This window comes from Pseudomonas sp. WS 5059 (genome assembly GCF_012985525.1).
In the GTDB taxonomy this organism is placed as follows: Bacteria; Pseudomonadota; Gammaproteobacteria; order Pseudomonadales; family Pseudomonadaceae; genus Aquipseudomonas.
Map to the genome: position 1 here is coordinate 411,217 of NZ_JAAQWO010000003.1, position 18,204 is coordinate 429,420.

The 18,204-nt window shown below is 60.8% G+C and carries 17 protein-coding genes; 11 read left to right on the forward strand and 6 right to left on the reverse strand.

The window, feature by feature from the left end; all coding sequences use genetic code 11:
- The first annotated feature begins 146 nt into the window (after positions 1-146).
- The 8 genes from HBO12_RS10805 (at position 147) to HBO12_RS10840 (ending at position 9,389) form a co-directional block, all read left to right on the forward strand.
- The gene (locus tag HBO12_RS10805; protein ID WP_169954986.1) at positions 147-935 is read left to right on the forward strand and encodes a gamma-glutamyl-gamma-aminobutyrate hydrolase family protein; all 789 of its coding nucleotides are present in this window, start codon (positions 147-149) and stop codon (positions 933-935) included.
- A 39-nt stretch (positions 936-974) separates the two neighbouring features.
- Positions 975-2,333 (forward strand): glutamine synthetase family protein, encoded by a 1,359-nt coding sequence (locus HBO12_RS10810; protein ID WP_170042123.1) that lies wholly within the window; start codon positions 975-977, stop codon positions 2,331-2,333.
- A gap of 55 nt (positions 2,334-2,388) precedes the next feature.
- On the forward strand, positions 2,389-3,753 hold the full coding sequence (locus HBO12_RS10815; protein WP_169954984.1) for an aspartate aminotransferase family protein: 1,365 nt from the start codon (positions 2,389-2,391) through the stop codon (positions 3,751-3,753).
- A gap of 194 nt (positions 3,754-3,947) precedes the next feature.
- Positions 3,948-5,045, forward strand: coding sequence for a polyamine ABC transporter substrate-binding protein (locus tag HBO12_RS10820; RefSeq protein WP_038448089.1), 1,098 nt, complete (start codon positions 3,948-3,950; stop codon positions 5,043-5,045).
- Between the two features lie 241 nt (positions 5,046-5,286).
- Positions 5,287-6,381 carry a polyamine ABC transporter substrate-binding protein gene (locus HBO12_RS10825; protein ID WP_170042124.1) on the forward strand — a complete coding sequence of 365 codons (1,095 nt, stop codon included), beginning with the start codon at positions 5,287-5,289 and terminating at the stop codon, positions 6,379-6,381.
- A gap of 67 nt (positions 6,382-6,448) precedes the next feature.
- Positions 6,449-7,591 (forward strand): ABC transporter ATP-binding protein, encoded by a 1,143-nt coding sequence (locus HBO12_RS10830; RefSeq protein WP_029289449.1) that lies wholly within the window; start codon positions 6,449-6,451, stop codon positions 7,589-7,591.
- On the forward strand, positions 7,588-8,508 hold the full coding sequence (locus HBO12_RS10835; RefSeq protein WP_029289447.1) for an ABC transporter permease subunit: 921 nt from the start codon (positions 7,588-7,590) through the stop codon (positions 8,506-8,508). The genes HBO12_RS10830 and HBO12_RS10835 overlap by 4 nt, the downstream gene beginning before the upstream one ends.
- Entirely contained in the window at positions 8,505-9,389 is an 885-nt protein-coding gene (locus tag HBO12_RS10840) for an ABC transporter permease subunit (RefSeq protein ID WP_057440425.1), read from the forward strand. Before HBO12_RS10835 ends, HBO12_RS10840 begins: the two co-directional genes overlap by 4 nt.
- 130 nt (positions 9,390-9,519) lie before the next feature.
- Here HBO12_RS10840 and HBO12_RS10845 read toward each other — a convergent pair whose 3' ends face one another.
- A complete protein-coding gene (locus HBO12_RS10845; protein ID WP_169954982.1) occupies positions 9,520-10,161 on the reverse strand; it encodes an HD domain-containing protein in 642 nt (213 codons plus the stop codon).
- A gap of 272 nt (positions 10,162-10,433) precedes the next feature.
- On the opposite strand from HBO12_RS10845, the gene HBO12_RS10850 reads away from it, so the two are divergent.
- Positions 10,434-11,399, forward strand: a complete 966-nt coding sequence (locus tag HBO12_RS10850) for a GlxA family transcriptional regulator (RefSeq protein WP_170042125.1) — start codon at positions 10,434-10,436, stop codon at positions 11,397-11,399.
- On the opposite strand, the gene HBO12_RS10855 is transcribed toward HBO12_RS10850, so the two are convergent.
- Entirely contained in the window at positions 11,377-11,730 is a 354-nt protein-coding gene (locus HBO12_RS10855; RefSeq protein WP_076963657.1) for a carboxymuconolactone decarboxylase family protein, read from the reverse strand. The genes HBO12_RS10850 and HBO12_RS10855 overlap by 23 nt on opposite strands.
- 99 nt (positions 11,731-11,829) lie before the next feature.
- Here HBO12_RS10855 and HBO12_RS10860 point away from each other — a divergent pair, with 99 nt between their 5' ends.
- Positions 11,830-12,735, forward strand: coding sequence for an AraC family transcriptional regulator (locus HBO12_RS10860; protein ID WP_170042126.1), 906 nt, complete (start codon positions 11,830-11,832; stop codon positions 12,733-12,735).
- A gap of 110 nt (positions 12,736-12,845) precedes the next feature.
- Here the strand turns inward: HBO12_RS10860 and HBO12_RS10865 are convergent, their stop codons facing one another.
- Positions 12,846-15,212, reverse strand: coding sequence for a penicillin acylase family protein (locus HBO12_RS10865; RefSeq protein WP_170042127.1), 2,367 nt, complete (start codon positions 15,210-15,212; stop codon positions 12,846-12,848).
- A 40-nt stretch (positions 15,213-15,252) separates the two neighbouring features.
- Positions 15,253-15,828, reverse strand: a complete 576-nt coding sequence (locus HBO12_RS10870) for a DUF6436 domain-containing protein (protein ID WP_170042128.1) — start codon at positions 15,826-15,828, stop codon at positions 15,253-15,255.
- A gap of 111 nt (positions 15,829-15,939) precedes the next feature.
- On the opposite strand from HBO12_RS10870, the gene bipL reads away from it, so the two are divergent.
- Complete coding sequence (gene bipL / locus HBO12_RS10875; RefSeq protein WP_170042129.1) at positions 15,940-16,881, forward strand: phospholipase BipL; 942 nt, start codon at positions 15,940-15,942, stop codon at positions 16,879-16,881.
- Between the two features lie 63 nt (positions 16,882-16,944).
- Here the strand turns inward: bipL and HBO12_RS10880 are convergent, their stop codons facing one another.
- Together HBO12_RS10880 and HBO12_RS28365 are read right to left on the reverse strand one after the other, a co-directional pair.
- Positions 16,945-17,835, reverse strand: a complete 891-nt coding sequence (locus tag HBO12_RS10880; protein ID WP_346343182.1) for an IS3 family transposase — start codon at positions 17,833-17,835, stop codon at positions 16,945-16,947.
- A complete protein-coding gene (locus HBO12_RS28365) occupies positions 17,784-18,092 on the reverse strand; it encodes a transposase (protein WP_262376964.1) in 309 nt (102 codons plus the stop codon). Before HBO12_RS28365 ends, HBO12_RS10880 begins: the two co-directional genes overlap by 52 nt.
- Between the last annotated feature and the right edge of the window lie 112 nt (positions 18,093-18,204).

Consider the following 18,204-nt stretch of genomic DNA (forward strand, 5'->3'; position numbering starts at 1 on the left):
TTTTGGGCAGTTTTGCCAGTTTGACCGGCTTGGGACTAGCAGGCTTGAGCGGGCCGTGTTGTATTTTTTACGGGGGTGTTGTGTAAAAAAATGAACAAGGCTAAGCTCGATTCAAACCCATAACAGCAATAATACCGGGGTGCTTCATGTCTGGCCTGCCGTTAATCGGCGTCACCGCCTGCTCCAAACAGGTTGGTCTGCATGCTTATCACATCAGTGGCGACAAATACGTCCGCGCCGTGGCAGTCGCTGCCAAGGGCCTGCCATTGATTATTCCGTCCTTGGCGGAGCTGTTCGAACCGGCCAATATTCTTGACGGTCTGGACGGCATTCTCTTTACCGGCTCACCTTCCAATATCGAACCCTTCCATTACGACGGTCCGGCCAGTGCGCCCGGGACTGCCCATGATCCTGCACGGGACCAGAGCACCCTGCCGCTGATTCGCGCCGCGATTGCCGCAGGCGTGCCGGTGCTGGGGATTTGCCGGGGCTTCCAGGAAATGAACGTGGCCCTGGGCGGCAGCCTGCACCAGAAGGTTCATGAGTTGCCGGGTATGCTCGATCACCGCGAAGACGATACCCAGCCGCTGGAAGTCCAGTACGGCCCGGCGCACGCCGTGGCGATCGCCCCGGGCGGGGTATTGGCGGGCCTGGGCTTGCCGGACACGATCCAGGTCAACTCGATCCACAGCCAGGGCGTCGACCGCCTGGCGCCGGGCCTGCAGGTCGAGGCGACCGCGCCGGACGGCCTGGTCGAGGCTTTTTCGCTCAAACAGGGCAAGGCTTTTGCAGACGCTTTTGCATTAGGAGTGCAATGGCACCCTGAATGGCAGGTAAGCTCCAACCCGTACTACCTCGCGATCTTCCAGGCATTTGGCGATGCCTGCCGAACGCGGGCGAAACAAAGAGACGCGCACGCGTCAAACAACGCCTGACCTTTAATGGATGTCAGGAAACCCAGCCCAGAGGCATTTATGAGTAACAACCTCGACCAGCTCACCGATTGGTTGAAAGACCACAAGATCACAGAAGTCGAATGCATGATTGGCGACCTCACGGGGATCACCCGGGGCAAGATCTCGCCGACCAACAAGTTCATTGCCGAAAAAGGCATGCGCCTGCCCGAGAGCGTTCTGTTGCAGACCGTGACCGGCGACTATGTCGAAGACGACATCTATTACGAATTGCTCGACCCGGCCGACATCGACATGATCTGCCGCCCGGACCAAAACGCTGTGTTCCTGGTGCCCTGGGCCATCGAGCCCACCGCCCAGGTGATCCACGACACCTACGACAAGCAAGGCAACCCCATCGAGCTGTCGCCGCGCAACGTGCTCAAGAAAGTCCTCAAGCTCTACGAAGACAAAGGCTGGCAGCCCATCGTGGCGCCGGAGATGGAGTTCTACCTGACCAAGCGCTGCGAAGACCCGGACTTCCCGCTGCAACCGCCGATTGGCCGCTCTGGCCGTCCGGAAACCGGTCGCCAGTCCTTCTCTATAGAAGCGGCCAACGAATTCGACCCACTGTTCGAAGATGTCTACGACTGGTGCGAGCTGCAGGAGCTGGACCTGGACACCCTGATCCACGAGGACGGCACGGCGCAGATGGAAATCAACTTCCGTCACGGCGATGCCCTGTCCCTGGCCGACCAGATCCTGGTGTTCAAGCGCACCATGCGTGAAGCCGCGCTCAAGCACGACGTGGCCGCCACCTTCATGGCCAAGCCGATGACCGGCGAGCCCGGCAGCGCCATGCACCTGCACCAGAGCATCATTGATATCGCCACCGGCAAGAACGTGTTCTCCAATGAGGACGGCTCCAAGAGCGAGCTGTTCCTGCACCACATCGGTGGCCTGCAGAAGTTCATCCCCGAGCTGTTGCCGCTGTTTGCGCCTAACGTCAACTCGTTCCGCCGCTTCCTGCCCGACACCTCGGCGCCGGTGAACGTGGAGTGGGGCGAAGAGAACCGCACCGTGGGCCTGCGCGTGCCGGATGCCGGCCCGCAGAACCGCCGCGTGGAAAACCGCCTGCCGGGCGCCGATGCCAACCCGTACCTGGCCATCGCCGCCAGCCTGCTGTGCGGCTATATCGGCATGGTCGAAGGCATCAGCCCGAGCGCCCCGGTGGTCGGTCGTGGCTACGAGCGACGCAACCTGCGCCTGCCGTTGACCATCGAAGATGCGCTGGAGCGCATGGAAAACAGCAAGACCATCGAGAAATACCTGGGTCACAAATTCATCACTGGCTACGTCGCGGTCAAGCGGGCCGAGCATGAAAACTTCAAGCGCGTGATCAGTTCGTGGGAGCGGGAATTCCTGCTCTTCGCCGTCTGATGCGCCGGGTGCGGCCAGGATGGGTCGCACCTTCACCTACTTTTTGGAGATTGGTATGTCCAGCAACAACCCGCAAACCCGTGAATGGCAAGCCCTGAGCAACGATCATCACTTGGCGCCGTTCAGCGACTTCAAGCAGTTGAAAGAGAAAGGCCCGCGCATTATCACCAACGCCAAGGGCGTTTACCTGTGGGACAGCGAAGGCAACAAGATCCTCGACGGCATGGCCGGCCTGTGGTGCGTGGCCATCGGTTATGGTCGCGATGAGCTGGCTGACGCCGCCGCCAAGCAGATGAAACAACTGCCTTACTACAACCTGTTCTTCCAGACCGCCCACCCGCCAGTGCTGGAACTGGCCAAGGCGATCGCCGATATCGCCCCGGCCGGCATGAACCACGTGTTCTTCACTGGCTCCGGCTCCGAAGGCAACGACACCATGTTGCGCATGGTCCGCCACTATTGGGCGATCAAGGGCCAGCCGAACAAGAAGACCATCATCAGCCGCAAGAATGGCTACCACGGTTCCACCGTGGCCGGCGCCAGCCTGGGCGGCATGACTTATATGCACGAGCAGGGCGACTTGCCGATCCCGGGCATCGTGCACATCGCCCAGCCGTACTGGTTTGGCGAAGGCGGCGACATGAGCCCTGAAGAGTTCGGGGTGTGGGCCGCCAATCAACTGGAAGAGAAGATTCTGGAAGTCGGCGTGGACAACGTCGGTGCCTTTATCGCCGAGCCGATCCAGGGCGCCGGCGGTGTGATCGTGCCGCCAGAGACCTACTGGCCGCGCATCAAGGAAATCCTCGCCAAGTACGACATCCTGTTTGTCGCCGACGAAGTGATCTGTGGCTTTGGCCGCACCGGTGAGTGGTTCGGTAGCGATTTCTACGGTCTCAAGCCGGACATGATGACCATCGCCAAGGGCCTGACCTCGGGCTACATCCCCATGGGCGGCCTGATCGTGCGCGACGAAGTGGTGGCAGTGCTCAACGAAGGCGGCGATTTCAACCACGGCTTCACCTATTCCGGGCACCCGGTGGCTGCTGCGGTGGCCCTGGAAAACATCCGCATCATGCGCGATGAAAAAATTGTCAGCCGCGTCCATGACGAAACGGCACCGTATTTGCAAAAGCGTCTACGCGAGCTCGCGGATCATCCGCTGGTGGGCGAAGTACGTGGTGTCGGCATGTTGGGTGCGATCGAGCTGGTACAGGACAAGGCCACGCGCAAGCGTTATGAAGGCAAGGGCGTGGGCATGATCTGCCGCACCTTCTGTTTCGAAAATGGCCTGATCATGCGCGCCGTGGGCGACACCATGATCATTTCGCCGCCGCTGGTGATCAGCAAGGCCGAGATTGACGAGCTGGTGACCAAGGCTCGCCAGTGCCTGGATCTGACTTTGGCGGCATTGCAGGGCTAAGTGCTAGGCTCAGAATGCAGCGGCTAGCGGCTGTTGCATTCGGGCAATGATAAATGCGGGGCTTTGGTTGAAAGCCGGCCCCTGAACTTGCCAGACTGTCGCCCTGTTTTGTTGCCCTTCGACGGGCCATGAAACGTAGAAAAATGTGGCCCAAAAAAGAAAAATTGGAGCATGACCGAATGAAGGCATTAGGTTTGAAGAACGCTGGCAAGACCCTCCTGGCCTTGTCCCTGATGGGCGTGATGGCGGGCGCGGCCCAGGCAGACAGTAAAGTACTGCATGTCTACAACTGGTCCGACTATATTGCACCGGACACCATCGCCAACTTCGAGAAAGAGTCTGGCATCAAAGTGGTGTACGACGTTTTCGACAGCAACGAAACCCTCGAGGCCAAGCTGCTGGCGGGCAAGTCCGGCTACGACGTGGTTGTGCCGTCGAACAACTTCCTGGCCAAGCAGATCAAGGCCGGTGTGTACCAGGAGCTGGACAAGTCCAAGCTGCCTAACTGGAAGAACCTCGATACCGACCTGCTCAAGGCCGTCGGTGACGCCAGCGACAAAGGCAACCTGCACGCATTCCCGTACATGTGGGGCACCATCGGCATCGGCTACAACCCCGACAAGGTCAAGGCTGCGCTGGGCGTGGACAAGATCGACTCGTGGGATGTGCTGTTCAAGCCCGAGAACATCGAAAAACTCAAAAGCTGTGGCGTGAGCTTCCTCGATTCGCCAACCGAAATGATCCCGGTGGCCCTGCACTACCTGGGTTACCCGACCGACAGCCAGGACAAGAAGCAACTGGCTGAAGCTGAGGCACTGTTCCTCAAGATCCGTCCTTCGATAGGCTACTTCCATTCCTCCAAGTACATCTCGGACCTGGCCAACGGCAACATCTGCGTGGCCGTGGGTTACTCGGGCGACCTGGAACAATCCAAGTCCCGCGCGGCTGAAGCCGGTGGCAAGGTCAAGGTTTCCTACGCCATTCCGAAAGAAGGTGCAGGCAGTTTCTACGACATGGTCGCCATCCCTAAAGATGCCGAGAACCTGGACGCCGCCTACCAGTTCATGAACTACCTGCTCAAGCCTGAAGTCATGGCTGCCATCACCAACAGCGTACGTTTCCCGAACGGTAACAAGGCCGCTACGCCGCTGGTGAACAAGGATATCTCGGGTGACCCGAGCATCTATCCCTCGGATGCAGTGAAAGCCAAGCTGTATGCAATCAGCGATCTGCCGGCCGCTACCCAGCGCCTGCTGACGCGCAGCTGGACCAAGATCAAGTCGGGTAAATAAGCCTTGATAAGTGTGGGAGGGGGTTTGGGTGGGAGCGGGCTTGATCGCGAAGGCGGCGTGTCAGTAGAGACATATGCAGGCTGACACGCCGCCTTCGCGAGCAAGCCCGCTCCCACACAAGCCCGCTCTCACAAATTAAATGACAGAAAGTTTTGCCGGATCGGTTTATCGAGGGTAAGTTGCGCGCCGGTTTTGTTGTCGGGCAACAACTTTGGGCCCAACTATTTAAGAGGACCTCCACTTGCCAATTTCTTTATTTCGCAAAGCCTTGCTGGTAGGGGCGGGTCTCACGTTGGCAGTCAGCGTGCAGGCGGCTTCGACTGTGCATGTTTATAACTGGTCGGACTACATCGGCCCCGACACCCTGGCCAACTTTGAAAAGGCCACCGGCATCAAGCCGGTCTATGACGTGTTCGATTCCAACGAAACCCTGGAAGGCAAATTGCTGGCCGGGCGCACCGGCTATGACGTGGTGGTGCCGTCCAACCACTTCCTGGGCAAGCAGATCAAGGCGGGCGCGTTCCAGAAAATCGACAAGGCGCAGTTGAGCAACTACGCCAACCTCGACCCGGCGCTGCTCAAGCGCCTGGAAAAGAACGACCCGGGTAACCAATACGCGGTGCCTTACCTGTGGGGCACCAACGGCATTGGCTACAACGTCGACAAAGTGAAGGAAGTGCTGGGTGTCGACAAGATCGACTCCTGGGCCGTGCTGTTCGAGCCGGAAAACATGAAGAAGCTGGCCAGTTGCGGCGTGTCCTTCATGGACTCGGCCGATGAAATGCTACCGGCGGTGCTCAACTACATGGGCCTGGACCCTAATAGCACCAACCCGGCCGACTATAAAAAGGCCGAGGAAAAACTCCTGAAAGTACGTCCCTACGTGACCTACTTCCACTCATCCAAATACATCTCGGACCTGGCCAACGGCAATATCTGCGTGGCTGCCGGCTTCTCCGGCGATGTGTTCCAGGCCAAGGCCCGGGCGGCCGAGGCAGGCAAGGGCGTGAACATCGCCTACGCGATTCCGAAAGAAGGCGGCAACCTGTGGTTTGACGTGCTGGCGATCCCCAAGGACGCGACCAACGTCAAGGAGGCCCACGCCTTCATCAACTATTTACTGCAACCTGAAGTGATCGCTCAGGTCAGTGATTACGTCGGCTACGCCAACCCTAACCCAGGGGCGGACACGCTGATGGAGCAATCGATACGCACCGACGAAGCGGTTTATCCACCGCAGGCGGTTCTCGACCGGACGTTTGTCAACTTCGAGCTACCCCCGAAAGTGCAACGCTTGATGACCCGTAGTTGGACCAAGGTCAAGACGGGCAAGTAAGGCTCACACTATCTAAGGTTCGTCCGTATTGGACGTTCTGCACTCTTTTTTTCTGGGAGTTTCGTAAATGGCAGTTGCCTCCGGCGCCTATAAGAAAGCCCTCGAGGGCGACCAGACACCGAAAAAGGTGTTGGTCAAAATCGACCGGGTCACGAAGAAGTTCGACGAGACGATTGCCGTGGACGATGTGTCCCTGGAAATCAAGAAAGGCGAGATCTTCGCCTTGCTCGGCGGTTCTGGTTCGGGCAAGTCCACCTTGCTGCGCATGCTCGCAGGTTTCGAGCGACCGACCGAAGGGCGGATTTTCCTCGACGGTGTGGATATCACCGACATGCCGCCCTACGAGCGGCCGATCAACATGATGTTCCAGTCCTACGCCTTGTTCCCACACATGACCGTGGCGCAGAACATCGCCTTCGGCCTGCAACAGGACAAGATCCCCAAGGCCGAAGTCGAGGCCCGCGTGGCCGAGATGCTCAAGCTGGTACAGATGAGCCAGTACGCCAAGCGCAAGCCGCACCAGTTGTCTGGCGGCCAGCGTCAGCGGGTGGCCCTGGCCCGGTCCCTGGCCAAGCGCCCGAAACTGCTGCTGCTCGATGAGCCAATGGGCGCGCTGGACAAGAAGCTGCGCTCGCAGATGCAGCTTGAACTCGTCGAAATCATCGAGCGCGTCGGCGTGACCTGCGTGATGGTGACCCACGACCAGGAAGAGGCCATGACCATGGCCGAGCGCATCGCGATCATGCACCTGGGCTGGATCGCGCAGATCGGCAGCCCGATCGATATCTACGAAACCCCCACCAGCCGCCTGGTGTGCGAGTTCATCGGCAACGTCAACATCTTCGACACCGTGGTGGTGGATGACGCCGAAGGCCACGCGGTGCTCAAGTGCGCCGACCTGGACCGCGATATCTACGTGGGTTATGGCATCGCCACGTCGGTGGAAGACAAGTCGGTGACCTACGCCATCCGCCCGGAAAAGCTGCTGGTCACCACCGAAATGCCGACCTGCGAGCACAACTGGTCCAGCGGCAAGGTGCATGACATTGCCTACCTGGGCGGCCACTCGGTGTTCTACGTCGAGCTGCCGAGCGGCAAGCTGGTGCAGTCCTTCGTCGCCAACGCCGAACGCCGTGGCGCGCGGCCGACCTGGGGTGACCAGGTCTACGTATGGTGGGAAGACGACAGCGGCGTGGTACTTCGCTCATGAACATGAAGAAATTCAAACGGCGATTACACCGAATAATTCCCAGCGGCAAGCAGGTGGTCATCGGGATTCCATTCCTGTGGCTGTTCCTGTTCTTCATGCTGCCGTTCTTCATCGTCCTGAAGATCAGCTTTGCCGAAGCCGACGTGGCGATCCCGCCCTACACCGAGATCTACACCTACATCGAGCAGAAGCTGGAGGTGGTGCTCAACCTGGCCAACTACAGCCTGCTGGCCGGCGACGAACTGTACATCGCCGCCTACCTCGGCTCGCTGAAGATGGCGTTTTTCAGCACGGCCTTGTGCCTGCTGATCGGCTACCCGATGGCCTACGCCATCGCCAGTGCGCGCAAAGAGATGCAGACCGTGCTGGTGCTGCTGATCATGATGCCGACCTGGACCGCGATCCTGATCCGCGTGTATGCGTGGATGGGCATCCTTAGCAACAACGGCTTGCTCAATGGCTTCCTGATGTCCATGGGCCTGATCAACGAACCGTTGCAGATCCTCAACACCAATATCGCGGTGTATATCGGCGTGGTCTATTCGTACCTGCCGTTCATGATCCTGCCGCTGTATGCCAACCTGGTCAAACATGACCAGAGCCTGCTGGAAGCCGCGTCGGACCTGGGTTCGAGCACCTTCAACAGCTTCTGGAAAATCACCGTGCCGCTGTCCAAGAACGGCATCATTGCCGGCTGCATGCTGGTATTCATCCCGGTGGTGGGCGAGTTCGTGATCCCGGAACTGCTGGGCGGCCCGGAAACCCTGATGATCGGTAAAGTGTTGTGGCAAGAATTCTTCAACAACCGCGACTGGCCGGTGGCCTCTGCGCTGGCGGTGGTGATGCTGGCGATCCTGATCGTGCCGATCATTCTGTTTAACCGCAGCCAAGCCAAAGAGATGGAGGGCAAGGTATGAAGCGCTTCAGTTTCTCCAGCTTCATGCTGGTCGTAGGGCTGCTGTTCATCTACCTGCCGATGCTGATCCTGGTGATCTATTCGTTCAACGAATCGAAACTGGTGACGGTGTGGGGCGGCTGGTCGATCAAGTGGTACGTGGGCCTGTTGGACAACACCCAGTTGATGGGCTCGGTGGCGCGCTCCCTGGAAATCGCCTGCTACACGGCGGTGGCCGCAGTGGCGCTGGGTACGTTGGCAGCGTTCGTGCTAACCCGTATCAGCCAGTTCAAGGGCCGCACGCTGTTTGGCGGCCTGGTGACCGCGCCGCTGGTGATGCCGGAAGTGATCACCGGTCTGTCGCTGTTGCTGCTGTTCGTGGCCATGGCGCAGATGATCGGCTGGCCCCAGGAGCGTGGCATCGTCACCATCTGGATCGCCCACACCACGTTCTGTGCGGCGTATGTGGCGGTGGTGGTGTCGGCACGCTTGCGTGAGCTGGACCTGTCGATCGAAGAGGCGGCCATGGACCTGGGTGCGCGGCCGTGGAAGGTGTTCTTCCTGATCACTATCCCGATGATCGCACCCTCGCTGGCGGCGGGCGGCATGATGTCGTTCGCGTTGTCCCTGGATGACCTGGTACTGGCCAGCTTCGTGTCGGGCCCGGGTTCGACCACCTTGCCGATGGAAGTGTTCTCGGCGGTGCGCCTTGGGGTCAAGCCCGAGATCAACGCCGTGGCCAGCCTGATTCTGTTGGCGGTGTCGCTGGTGACCTTTTTGGTGTGGTTCTTCAGCCGCCGTGCCGAAGAGCGGCGCAAGAAGGCGATCCAGCAAGCGATCGAAGAAGCTGCGGCGGATGGCTGGAAACAGCCGGATGTACGGCGCGCGCCCGCACCGGTCTAACGGCCGGAACAGGCTCAAAATGTGGGAGCTGGCTTGCCTGCGATAGCAGAGTGTCAGTCACAGAAGATGTGACTGAACCACCGCTATCGCAGGCAAGCCAGCTCCCATATTCAATTGCATTTCAAGTTGATTAAGCCGTCCACGGCGACTGGCGAATCACCTCGACAAAGTTCATCGGCTTGAACCCCGGCTCCTGATCCACCAGCACATCGGTCTTCACGTTGCCAAACGTGGTCTGCGGGCGATGACGCAACCCGTCGGCAAACGCGCAGATGATGCACTCCTTGAACCCTTCACCCCGTGGATGCGCATGCACCACCGCCTCGCGCTGCACGTGGGTAAACGCGGCGTAGTCCATGCCCAGCACATCCATCTCCACGCCAGCGGTCACCAGGGCGACGGTAGGGCGCAGGTGCTTGGGCACGCCCGGCGTGGTGTGCAGGGCGATGGACAGCCATACCTGCTCGATATCGTCGTCGCTCAAGCCATAAGGCTTCAGAAAGGCGGCAGCAGCGTTGGCGCCGTCCACTTCAAAACGCTCATCATCGCTGCGGTGGCCGGCCACCAGGCCCAAGTCATGGAACATTGCGCCGACGTACAGCAGCTCCGGGTTGTAGGCCAATTGCTGGCGCTCGCCGCTCAAGGCGCCAAACAGGAACACCCGGCGGGAGTGGTGGTAGAGCAGGTCGGATTCAATGTCGCGGATGTATTCGGTGGTAGCCTTGGCCAGGGCACTGTCGGGGATTTTGATGCCGGCGATGGTGGTGCTCATGGTCATGATCCTCAAGAAAGCGCCGGTTGGCGCTGATCAGTCCAGTCTGGTCGCCCAGCTGCCAGGCAACCACCGCCGCAGGGGCGCGATCCCGGCCAATGTGCCTTCATATCGCGCCATGGTTGTACACGATCCAATGTGGGAGCTGGCTTGCCTGCGATAGCATCGCCTCGGTACATCAGGTATACCCAGGTGATGCCATCGCAGCGATGCGGCGATCCGACAAGCCAGCTCCCACAGGGTTTTGCGACAGTCCAGAGGAAGGTTTACCCATGCACAAGACCGTCGCGATCCTGATCTTCCCCGGCGTCCAGTCGCTGGACGTGACCGGCCCCATGGATGTGTTCTGCGAGGCCAATCGCTTCCTGGCGCCTGCGGATCATTACCGGCTCGAAGTCATCGGCCAGGTCCAGGGCCAGATCGCCTGTTCCAACGGTCTGTCCTTGCAGGCTCATATCCATTACAGCAATGCGCTGCAAGCCTATGACCTGTTGTTGGTCGCCGGCGGCCCGCAGTTGCCCTTCGAAGATTTCGGCGCGCCGTTCCATCAATGGCTGCGTGACGCCAGCGCCAGGGCCCGGCGCTTCGGTTCGATCTGTAATGGCGCCTTCATGCTGGCCCGGGCCGGATTGCTGGATGGCAAAACCGTCACCACCCACTGGAGCGATGCGGCTGATCTGGCGCGCCTGTGCCCCTCGACCCAGGTCGACGCCGACCGCCTCTACGTGCAGGACGCCAACCTCTACACCTCGGCCGGGGTCACGGCGGGCATCGACCTGTCGCTGTACCTGTTGGCCCAGGACCACGGCCCGGAAGTGGCCTTGAGCGTGGCCAAGCGCCTGGTGGTGTTTACCCAGCGCAGCGGCGGGCAATCGCAGTTCAGCCCGTTCCTCACGCCCCACGCCGAAGCCACCTCGGCGGTGGCGCAAGTGCAGTTGTACGTGCTGGCGAACCTGACGGGTGACCTGGGCATCGCCGACCTGGCCCGCGCGGCCAATATGAGTGCGCGCAACTTTTCGCGGGTGTTTGCCCGCGAAGCGCGGATCACCCCGGCAGAGTTTGTCGAGCGCGCGCGGGTGGATGCGGCGCGGGTGATGCTCGAAAGCAGCACCGCACCGCTGAAGACCGTGGCCTACCAATGCGGGTTTCGCGACGCCCAGCACCTGCGCAGCGTGTTCAATCGCCGGCTGGGGGTGACGCCGCAGCAGTTCCGGCTCAACTTTGCGGCGCTGGTTTGAGTGTGTCGTAGGCTTCCAGTGCGCGCAGCGAGTAGATGTAGGCGGCGCCGGCATTCAGCGAGATCGCGGTGGCAAGCGTCGCGGCGATTTCTTCGCGGGTGGCACCGGCCTTGATCGCGGCGTCGGCATGTACGCCGATGCAGCCGTCGCAGCGGGTGGTGATGGCCACGGCAATCGCGATCAGTTCGCGGGTCTTGGCATCCAGGACGTTGTTTTCCTCGGCAGCCTCGCCCAGCGCCATGTAGGCTTTGACCATCTTCGGGTTGCTCTTGCCCAGTGCGCCAAAGGCGTTCTTCACGGTGGGCAGCAAGTCGGGCCAGTTATTGAACATTGCGTTGACTCCTGAACGGGTTGGGTGTGAAGCCAGTGTGTGCCGTTCGGATTTGGCGGTATTGTTCGATCCGCTCATCTTTTTGACCGATATTCGCAAATGAACGCTATCGACACGCTGATCACATTGGCCAACCTGCGTGGCCGCCTTGACGTGCGCTGCCAGTTCCAGGGCGACTGGGCCCTGGACCATGCGCCCGAATCGCTGGGGGTGGCGCCGTATCATATTGTCGTGCGGGGGACCTGCCACGCCGAGCTTTCGGGTGGGCAGCAGGTGACGCTGGCAGAAGGCGATATCCTGTTGATGCCCGGTGGTGCGACCCATCTGCTGCGCAGCCAGGGCGCGCAGACCCTGCCGAGGCTGCCCACGGTGATCGACAGCGGGGTACTGAAGGTGCATCGCTTGGGCGGTGATCAGCCGGAGGTTGAGATGCTCTGTGGCGCCTTTCACTACAACCGCCAGTCGTTGCTGTTTGCGGCCTTGCCCGAGTACCTGGTGGTGTCCAGCCGACAATGGCCGGCCGATGGGCAACTGGCGGCACTGATTGCGCTGATGCGCAGTGAGGCTGACGGTGAGCGGCTGGGCGCGCGGTCGTTTATTGATGCCCTGTCGGTGGCGCTGTTCACCTTGCTGGTGCGCACCTGGTTGGCGCAACAGGCGCCGCTGGCCGGCACCTTTGCCTTGCTCACCGACAAACGCCTGGGCCGCGCCTGGCAGGCGATGCTGGCCGAGCCCGGGCATGACTGGACCATCGACAGCCTGGCGGGGGCTGCATCGATGTCCCGGGCCACGTTCATGCGCGCATTTGTCAAAGTGGCCGGCGTGTCGCCGTGGGTGCTGCTGACCCAGTTGCGCATGGAGCTGGCGTTCAATCTGCTGCAGCAGTCACGGCTGAGCCTGACGGATATTGCGGCCCGGGTGGGTTACCAGTCCCAGGCGGCGTTCAGCAAGAAATTCAAGGAGGCATATGGCCAAGCGCCCGGTCGAATGCGCAACGCAGATTAAAACTGTGGGAGCGGGCTTGCCCGCGATGGCGGTGTATCAGTCAACTAATGTATCGACTGACACTCAGCCATCGCGAGCAAGCCCGCTCCCACCGTTTTGAGGGTGTTTCTTCAGGGCTGTTGTGGGCGGGCCGGCAACAACTTGAGGGTGCCGCGAGTATTGGCCTGGACCTCTTCTTCATCAAAATGCGCCTGCTCGTACCCGCCCTCGATATAGGTCTCGGCCTGGTCGGCATAGTGCTTGTCGAACGGCACACCGCTTTGGCCCACCGGGTTGATGGTCAGCGCGTGAGCGGCGTCGGCAAAGTCCACCAGGCGTCGGGTGGACGGGCCGTACGTCACCGGCCATGGCGCAGGGCCGATGATTGCCGACAGGTTGTTCGGCACTTCGTGGCTGCCCGGTGAGGCGAACGGCCCGACATTGACGATCTGGTCCAGTGGCTTCTTGATGCCCAGCGGATGGCCGTGGGTCAGGGTATGGGCCTTGCCCCACTGCCATTGCGCCGGGTCGTCACCGAAGGTGGTTCTCAGGTGCGCCAGGCTGTTGTCCCAGGCGTGCTTGACGGTCGCGGCACGCTGGCCGTTCCACCACGGCGAATCGGCAGCAGCGGCCAGGCGTGGCAAGGCGGCGTCGATCACACGAGTGGTGATCAGGGTCTTGAACATCTCGTCACCCAGTTTGGGGCGAAAGGCCGCGTCAGTCAGGTCGTACAGCAGTTGGTTGAACAGCGTGGCCGGGATCGATTCCACCGGGTAGTCACCTTTCCATGCGGCCAGTTGCTCCAGCAGCTTGAGTTCGGCCGGGTCCTTGACCACCTCGCGCAGCACCGGCAACAGCGGCGCCAGCAGGCGTGGCCCGTAGGCGGTGGTGGTGCCCAGTTGCAGGGCCTGGCTGTTGTCCAGGTCCCATTTGATCTGGTTGTCGCTCAATTGCGCGTTCAACTGCTGGCCACGGTCCGCCAGGTTGTAATAGCCGGGGATCTGCATGCCAGTAGGCGATACCGGCTGGGCATTGGCCGAGACCACGTAGCCGCGCGCCGGGTTTTCTTCCTGGGGGTTGGCGCTGAACGGGTAGAAGCCCAGCTTGTCGGCCTGGGCTGTGCTGCCATCGAGGATAAACCCGGCGTTGACCCCGGCCTGGCGGATCGGCAACTGCGCTGCGGCCCACCAGCCAATATCGCCCTTGGCATTGGCCCACACGATATTGAGCCCCGGTGCATGCACCTTGGCCACCGCCTGGCGGGCCTTGGCCAGGGTGTCGGCGCGGTTGAGTTGGTAGAAACCATCGAGGATCGGGTTTTCGGTATCGAGGAACGCCCACCACATGGCAATCGGCGTGGTGCCGGCATTGGCGCCGAGCACGTCGTTGATGATCGGGCCGTGGGGCGACTGGCGCAGGGTCAGCGTCACCGGGGCCTGGCCCTTGACCGCGATCTGTTGCTCGCTGCTGGTCATGTCGACCCACTGGTCGTGGTAGCGCACCTGGTTGGGGTTGTCCGGGTTGACCTGCTCGGCGATCAGGTCGAGGTCGTCGTTCTGGAACATCGTCAGGCTCCAGCCAAACGCTTTGTTATGGCCCAGGAACGCCACCGGCACCAGGGCGTTGTGATAACCGTAGAGTTCAAAGCCGGGCGCCGACAGGTGCGCCTCGTACCATACAGACGGCACCGAAAAGCGGATATGCGGGTCGCCCGCCAGCAACGGCTTGCCGCTCTTGGTGCGGTTGCCGCTGATGGCCCAGGCGTTGCTGCCTTCGAACTGCGGCAGGCCATTGTCGGCCAGGGCCTGCTCGCTGAGGCGGGCGATGGCGCTCAGGCCTTGCCAGTCGGCGGCGGCCAGGCCGAGGTCGCCCTTGGGTTTCCAGTCGAGGTCGAACACCTTCAGGTAATCGCTGCCCAGTTGGTCGCGCACGTAAGTCAGCAAGGGCTCTGTACGAAAGGCTGCGGCAAAGCTGTAGGCCAGGTAGCCGGCGATGCTGATGGTGTCCTCGGCGGTGAACGGCCGCTTGGGGATGCCCAGCACGTCAAACTCCATGGGGCTGGCGTGGCTGTCCTGATATTGGTTGATCCCGTCCAGATAGGCTTGCAGGGCCTTCCAGTGCGGGGACTGGCGGTCCATCTGGGCCGCGTAGGTGGTGGCGCGCTCGCGGATACGCAGGCTGCGGAACAGTTTATCGGTGTCCAGCAACTTGACGCCGAGCACCTCGGCCAGCTCACCGCGCGCCAGGCGGCGCATGATTTCCATCTGGAACAGGCGGTCCTGGGCGTGCACGTAACCCAGGGCGCGATACAGGTCGGCCTCGTTTTCCGCGCGGATATGCGGCACGCCCCGGTCGTCATAGCGCACCGTGACCGAGCCTTGCAGGTTGGCCAGCTCCACCGTGCCCTGGCGGGTCGGTTGCTTGCTGTAGACGTACCAGCCAGCCCCGAGGGCGATCAACACCAGCAGGGCTACAAGACCCGACAAAACGCGCTTCATAAACAATCCTTATTATTAGAAGTGGGGCTACCTTGAAAATCTACGAACCTTGCGGCCAGGAACAATAGCAGCCCACTGCCAGGGTGTGGGTTGCGTTCACCGCCCGCCCGCCGTTGAGCGCCTGCAGGATCGGTTCGATAAAGCTGTTGCTCGAATTACAGGTCAGGCCCTCGCTGTACGGGCCGAAATACGCCAGCTTGCCGCTGCGATCCCAGATACCCACCGCCGGGCTGGCGGGCACCTGGTCGGCGCCGGGCAGGGCGGTGATGATTTTCATCGCGCCAAGGGTCGCGGGCAATTGGCCGTGGCTGCCGGCTTTTTGCAGGGCGTAGAACTCCACGCCCTGGGGCGCGTATTGCTCGATCAGTTCGCTCAGGTGCTGCTGGTTGCCGACATTGCACGGGCAAGCCGGGTCCCAGAAGTGCACCAGGCGGATCGGGCCGGGGCCTGCGAGGTCGTCGGGCAGGCGCAGCAGGTCGCCGGAAAACACCGCCGTATGTTCGCTGAATGCCCGCAGGTAGCGGCCCTGGAACCAGTCATACGCAACCCACAGCACCACGGCGCAGATCAGCAGGATCAGGCTGGCGAGCAGGGCGTTGCGGTAGGGCTTTGGCATTCAGAACAATCCTCGACGGTGGCGTAGCTTGCCATGCTTGCCCTGACAGATGAATATCGCGACTCAATATTCATCTGTTCACTGCTGTGAAGCCCTAGTCTGGAAGTTCTTATGCCCGTTACCTTTGACCCCGATCATCTGCGCGAAAGCCTGCGGCCCCTGGTGGACGCGCAGCCGCTTTCGGCCGAGGCCAGGGTCTACCAGCGCTTCTATGGGCTAGACCTGGCCGCGCGCAAAACCCCGGTGGCCAGCCGCCTGGGGCGCATGGAGGTGGATGGGTTCGAGGTGGTCAGCCAGGTCTGGTGGCCGGCGCAACCTGTGGCCACACTGTTTATGTTCCACGGTTTCTACGATCACATGGGGCTGTATCGCAGCGTGGTGGAGTGGGGGCTGGACCAGGGTTTTGTGGTGATTGCCTGCGATTTGCCGGGCCATGGCCTGTCCAGTGGCGAACGTGCCAGCATCGATGATTTTGCGGTGTACCAGCACGTGGTGAACGGCTTGTTCGACCAAGCCGACGCGCTGCAACTGCCCAAGCCCTGGCACCTGTTCGGGCAAAGCACCGGCGGGGCGATTGTGGTGGACCATCTGCTCAACCATGGCTCCAGCAGCCCGGCGCAAGGCCAGGCCTTCCTGTTGTCGCCGCTGGTGCGGCCGCGTGCCTGGGGTTGGTCGCAGCTCAGCTATTACCTGCTCAAGCCGTTCGTCAAAGGCATCGCCCGGCGCTTCAGCGATAACAGCAACGACCCGGCGTTCCGTCCGTTCCTCGAGGCCGATCCGTTGCAGCCCCGGCAACTACCGACCGCCTGGGTGGGCGCGCTGGCGCGCTGGATCAAGCGCATCGAGGCCGCGCCGCGCAGTACGCGGCGACCACTGATCGTGCAGGGCGAGGAAGATATGACGGTGGATTGGCAGCACAACTTGCAGGTGCTGCGTGGCAAGTTTGATCAGCCGCAGATCCTGATGGTGCCGCGTGGGCGGCATCACATGGCCAATGAGCTGCCTGAAATCCGCGAGGAATACTTCAAGTTCCTCACCGACCACCTGAAATAACCCTCCCCCCCTGTAGGAGCGAGCTTGAACTGGTCAAGTCATCCCGGACACCGATTACGGTGTTTATGCCGCTTTTTGCTCCATGGCTATTGGCGACAGGTAGTTGTTGTAGCTGTGGAGCCTGATTCGGTTGTATCGCATGAAGAAGCTAGTCATATCCTGCCTGGCTTCTTCAACTGTCGTGTAGCCCTTATTGGGCACCCACTCTGATTTGAGTGTCCCGAAGAAACGCTCTGTTGGCGCGTTGTCCCAGCACTGCCCTCTGCGGCTCATGCTTTGCGTTATCCCATGCTCCAGCAGCGCGGACTGAAAGAGCTGGCTGGTGTATTGGCAGCCTTGATCCGAATGAAACATCAAGCCTGCATGTTTACCTCGAACCTCCACCGCCATTCTCAGCGCCCTGCTAACCAGGTTGGCGTCATTGATCAGAGAAAACGCCCAGCCAACGATTCGGCGGGCGAACAGATCAATGACCGCTGCCAAGTGATACCAGCGTTTACCAACCATCAGGCTGGTAACGTCGCCGCACCAGACCTGATTGATTGCGGTTGGCTCGAAGTTACGCTCGAGCAGGTTCTTGGCTACAAATGCTTCGACGCCTCTAGAGCGATACTGATGGCGGCGGCGCTGTCTGCTGGCCAGATTTGCCTCCGCCATGAGTTTTCCGGCCAGATGCCGTCCCACCTTGATCTGCTGGGCCTTCAAGTGCTGAGAGATCATCCGCGCGCCTGCACTTCCCCGGCTTTCGTCATGCAATTGCACGACTTTTGCTCTGAGCGCGTCACGCTTGGTATTCGGCGCTGAGCGACGCTTGAGCCAGTCATAAAACGCGCTGCGGGAAACGCTCAACGCACTACAAAGAAGGCGGGTCGGATATGAGCCCGACTCTCTCAGCTCTTCGATCAGGAAAAACGATCGGGATCCGACATCAAGAGAGCCGTAGCTTTTTTTAATATTTCAGCCTCGGTCTCCAGGCGCTTGACCTTGGCTCGCAGCTGTTGAAGCTCTCGCTGTTCGTCGCTGATTGCCTTAGTACCTGCCACTGGCTGCCCTTTCTGGCGTTCTTTGCGAACCTGATCAATCCAGCGACGCAGAGCCGTAGGCCCAACGTCCATCGATGCACAGACGTCAGAAACTGAGCAGCTATCATCAAGAACCATGCTTGCAGCACGTTGCTTGAACTCGCGGGTGTAGGTCTTTCGCTCTTGCATGGAACCTCCTGATTGGGCGAATCATATCGCCCTTAAGAGGTGTCCGGGAGTATTAGGCCAGTTCAGCTTGCTCGCGAAGAACGTCAACGATAACGCGTGCTGCCTGGTTAGA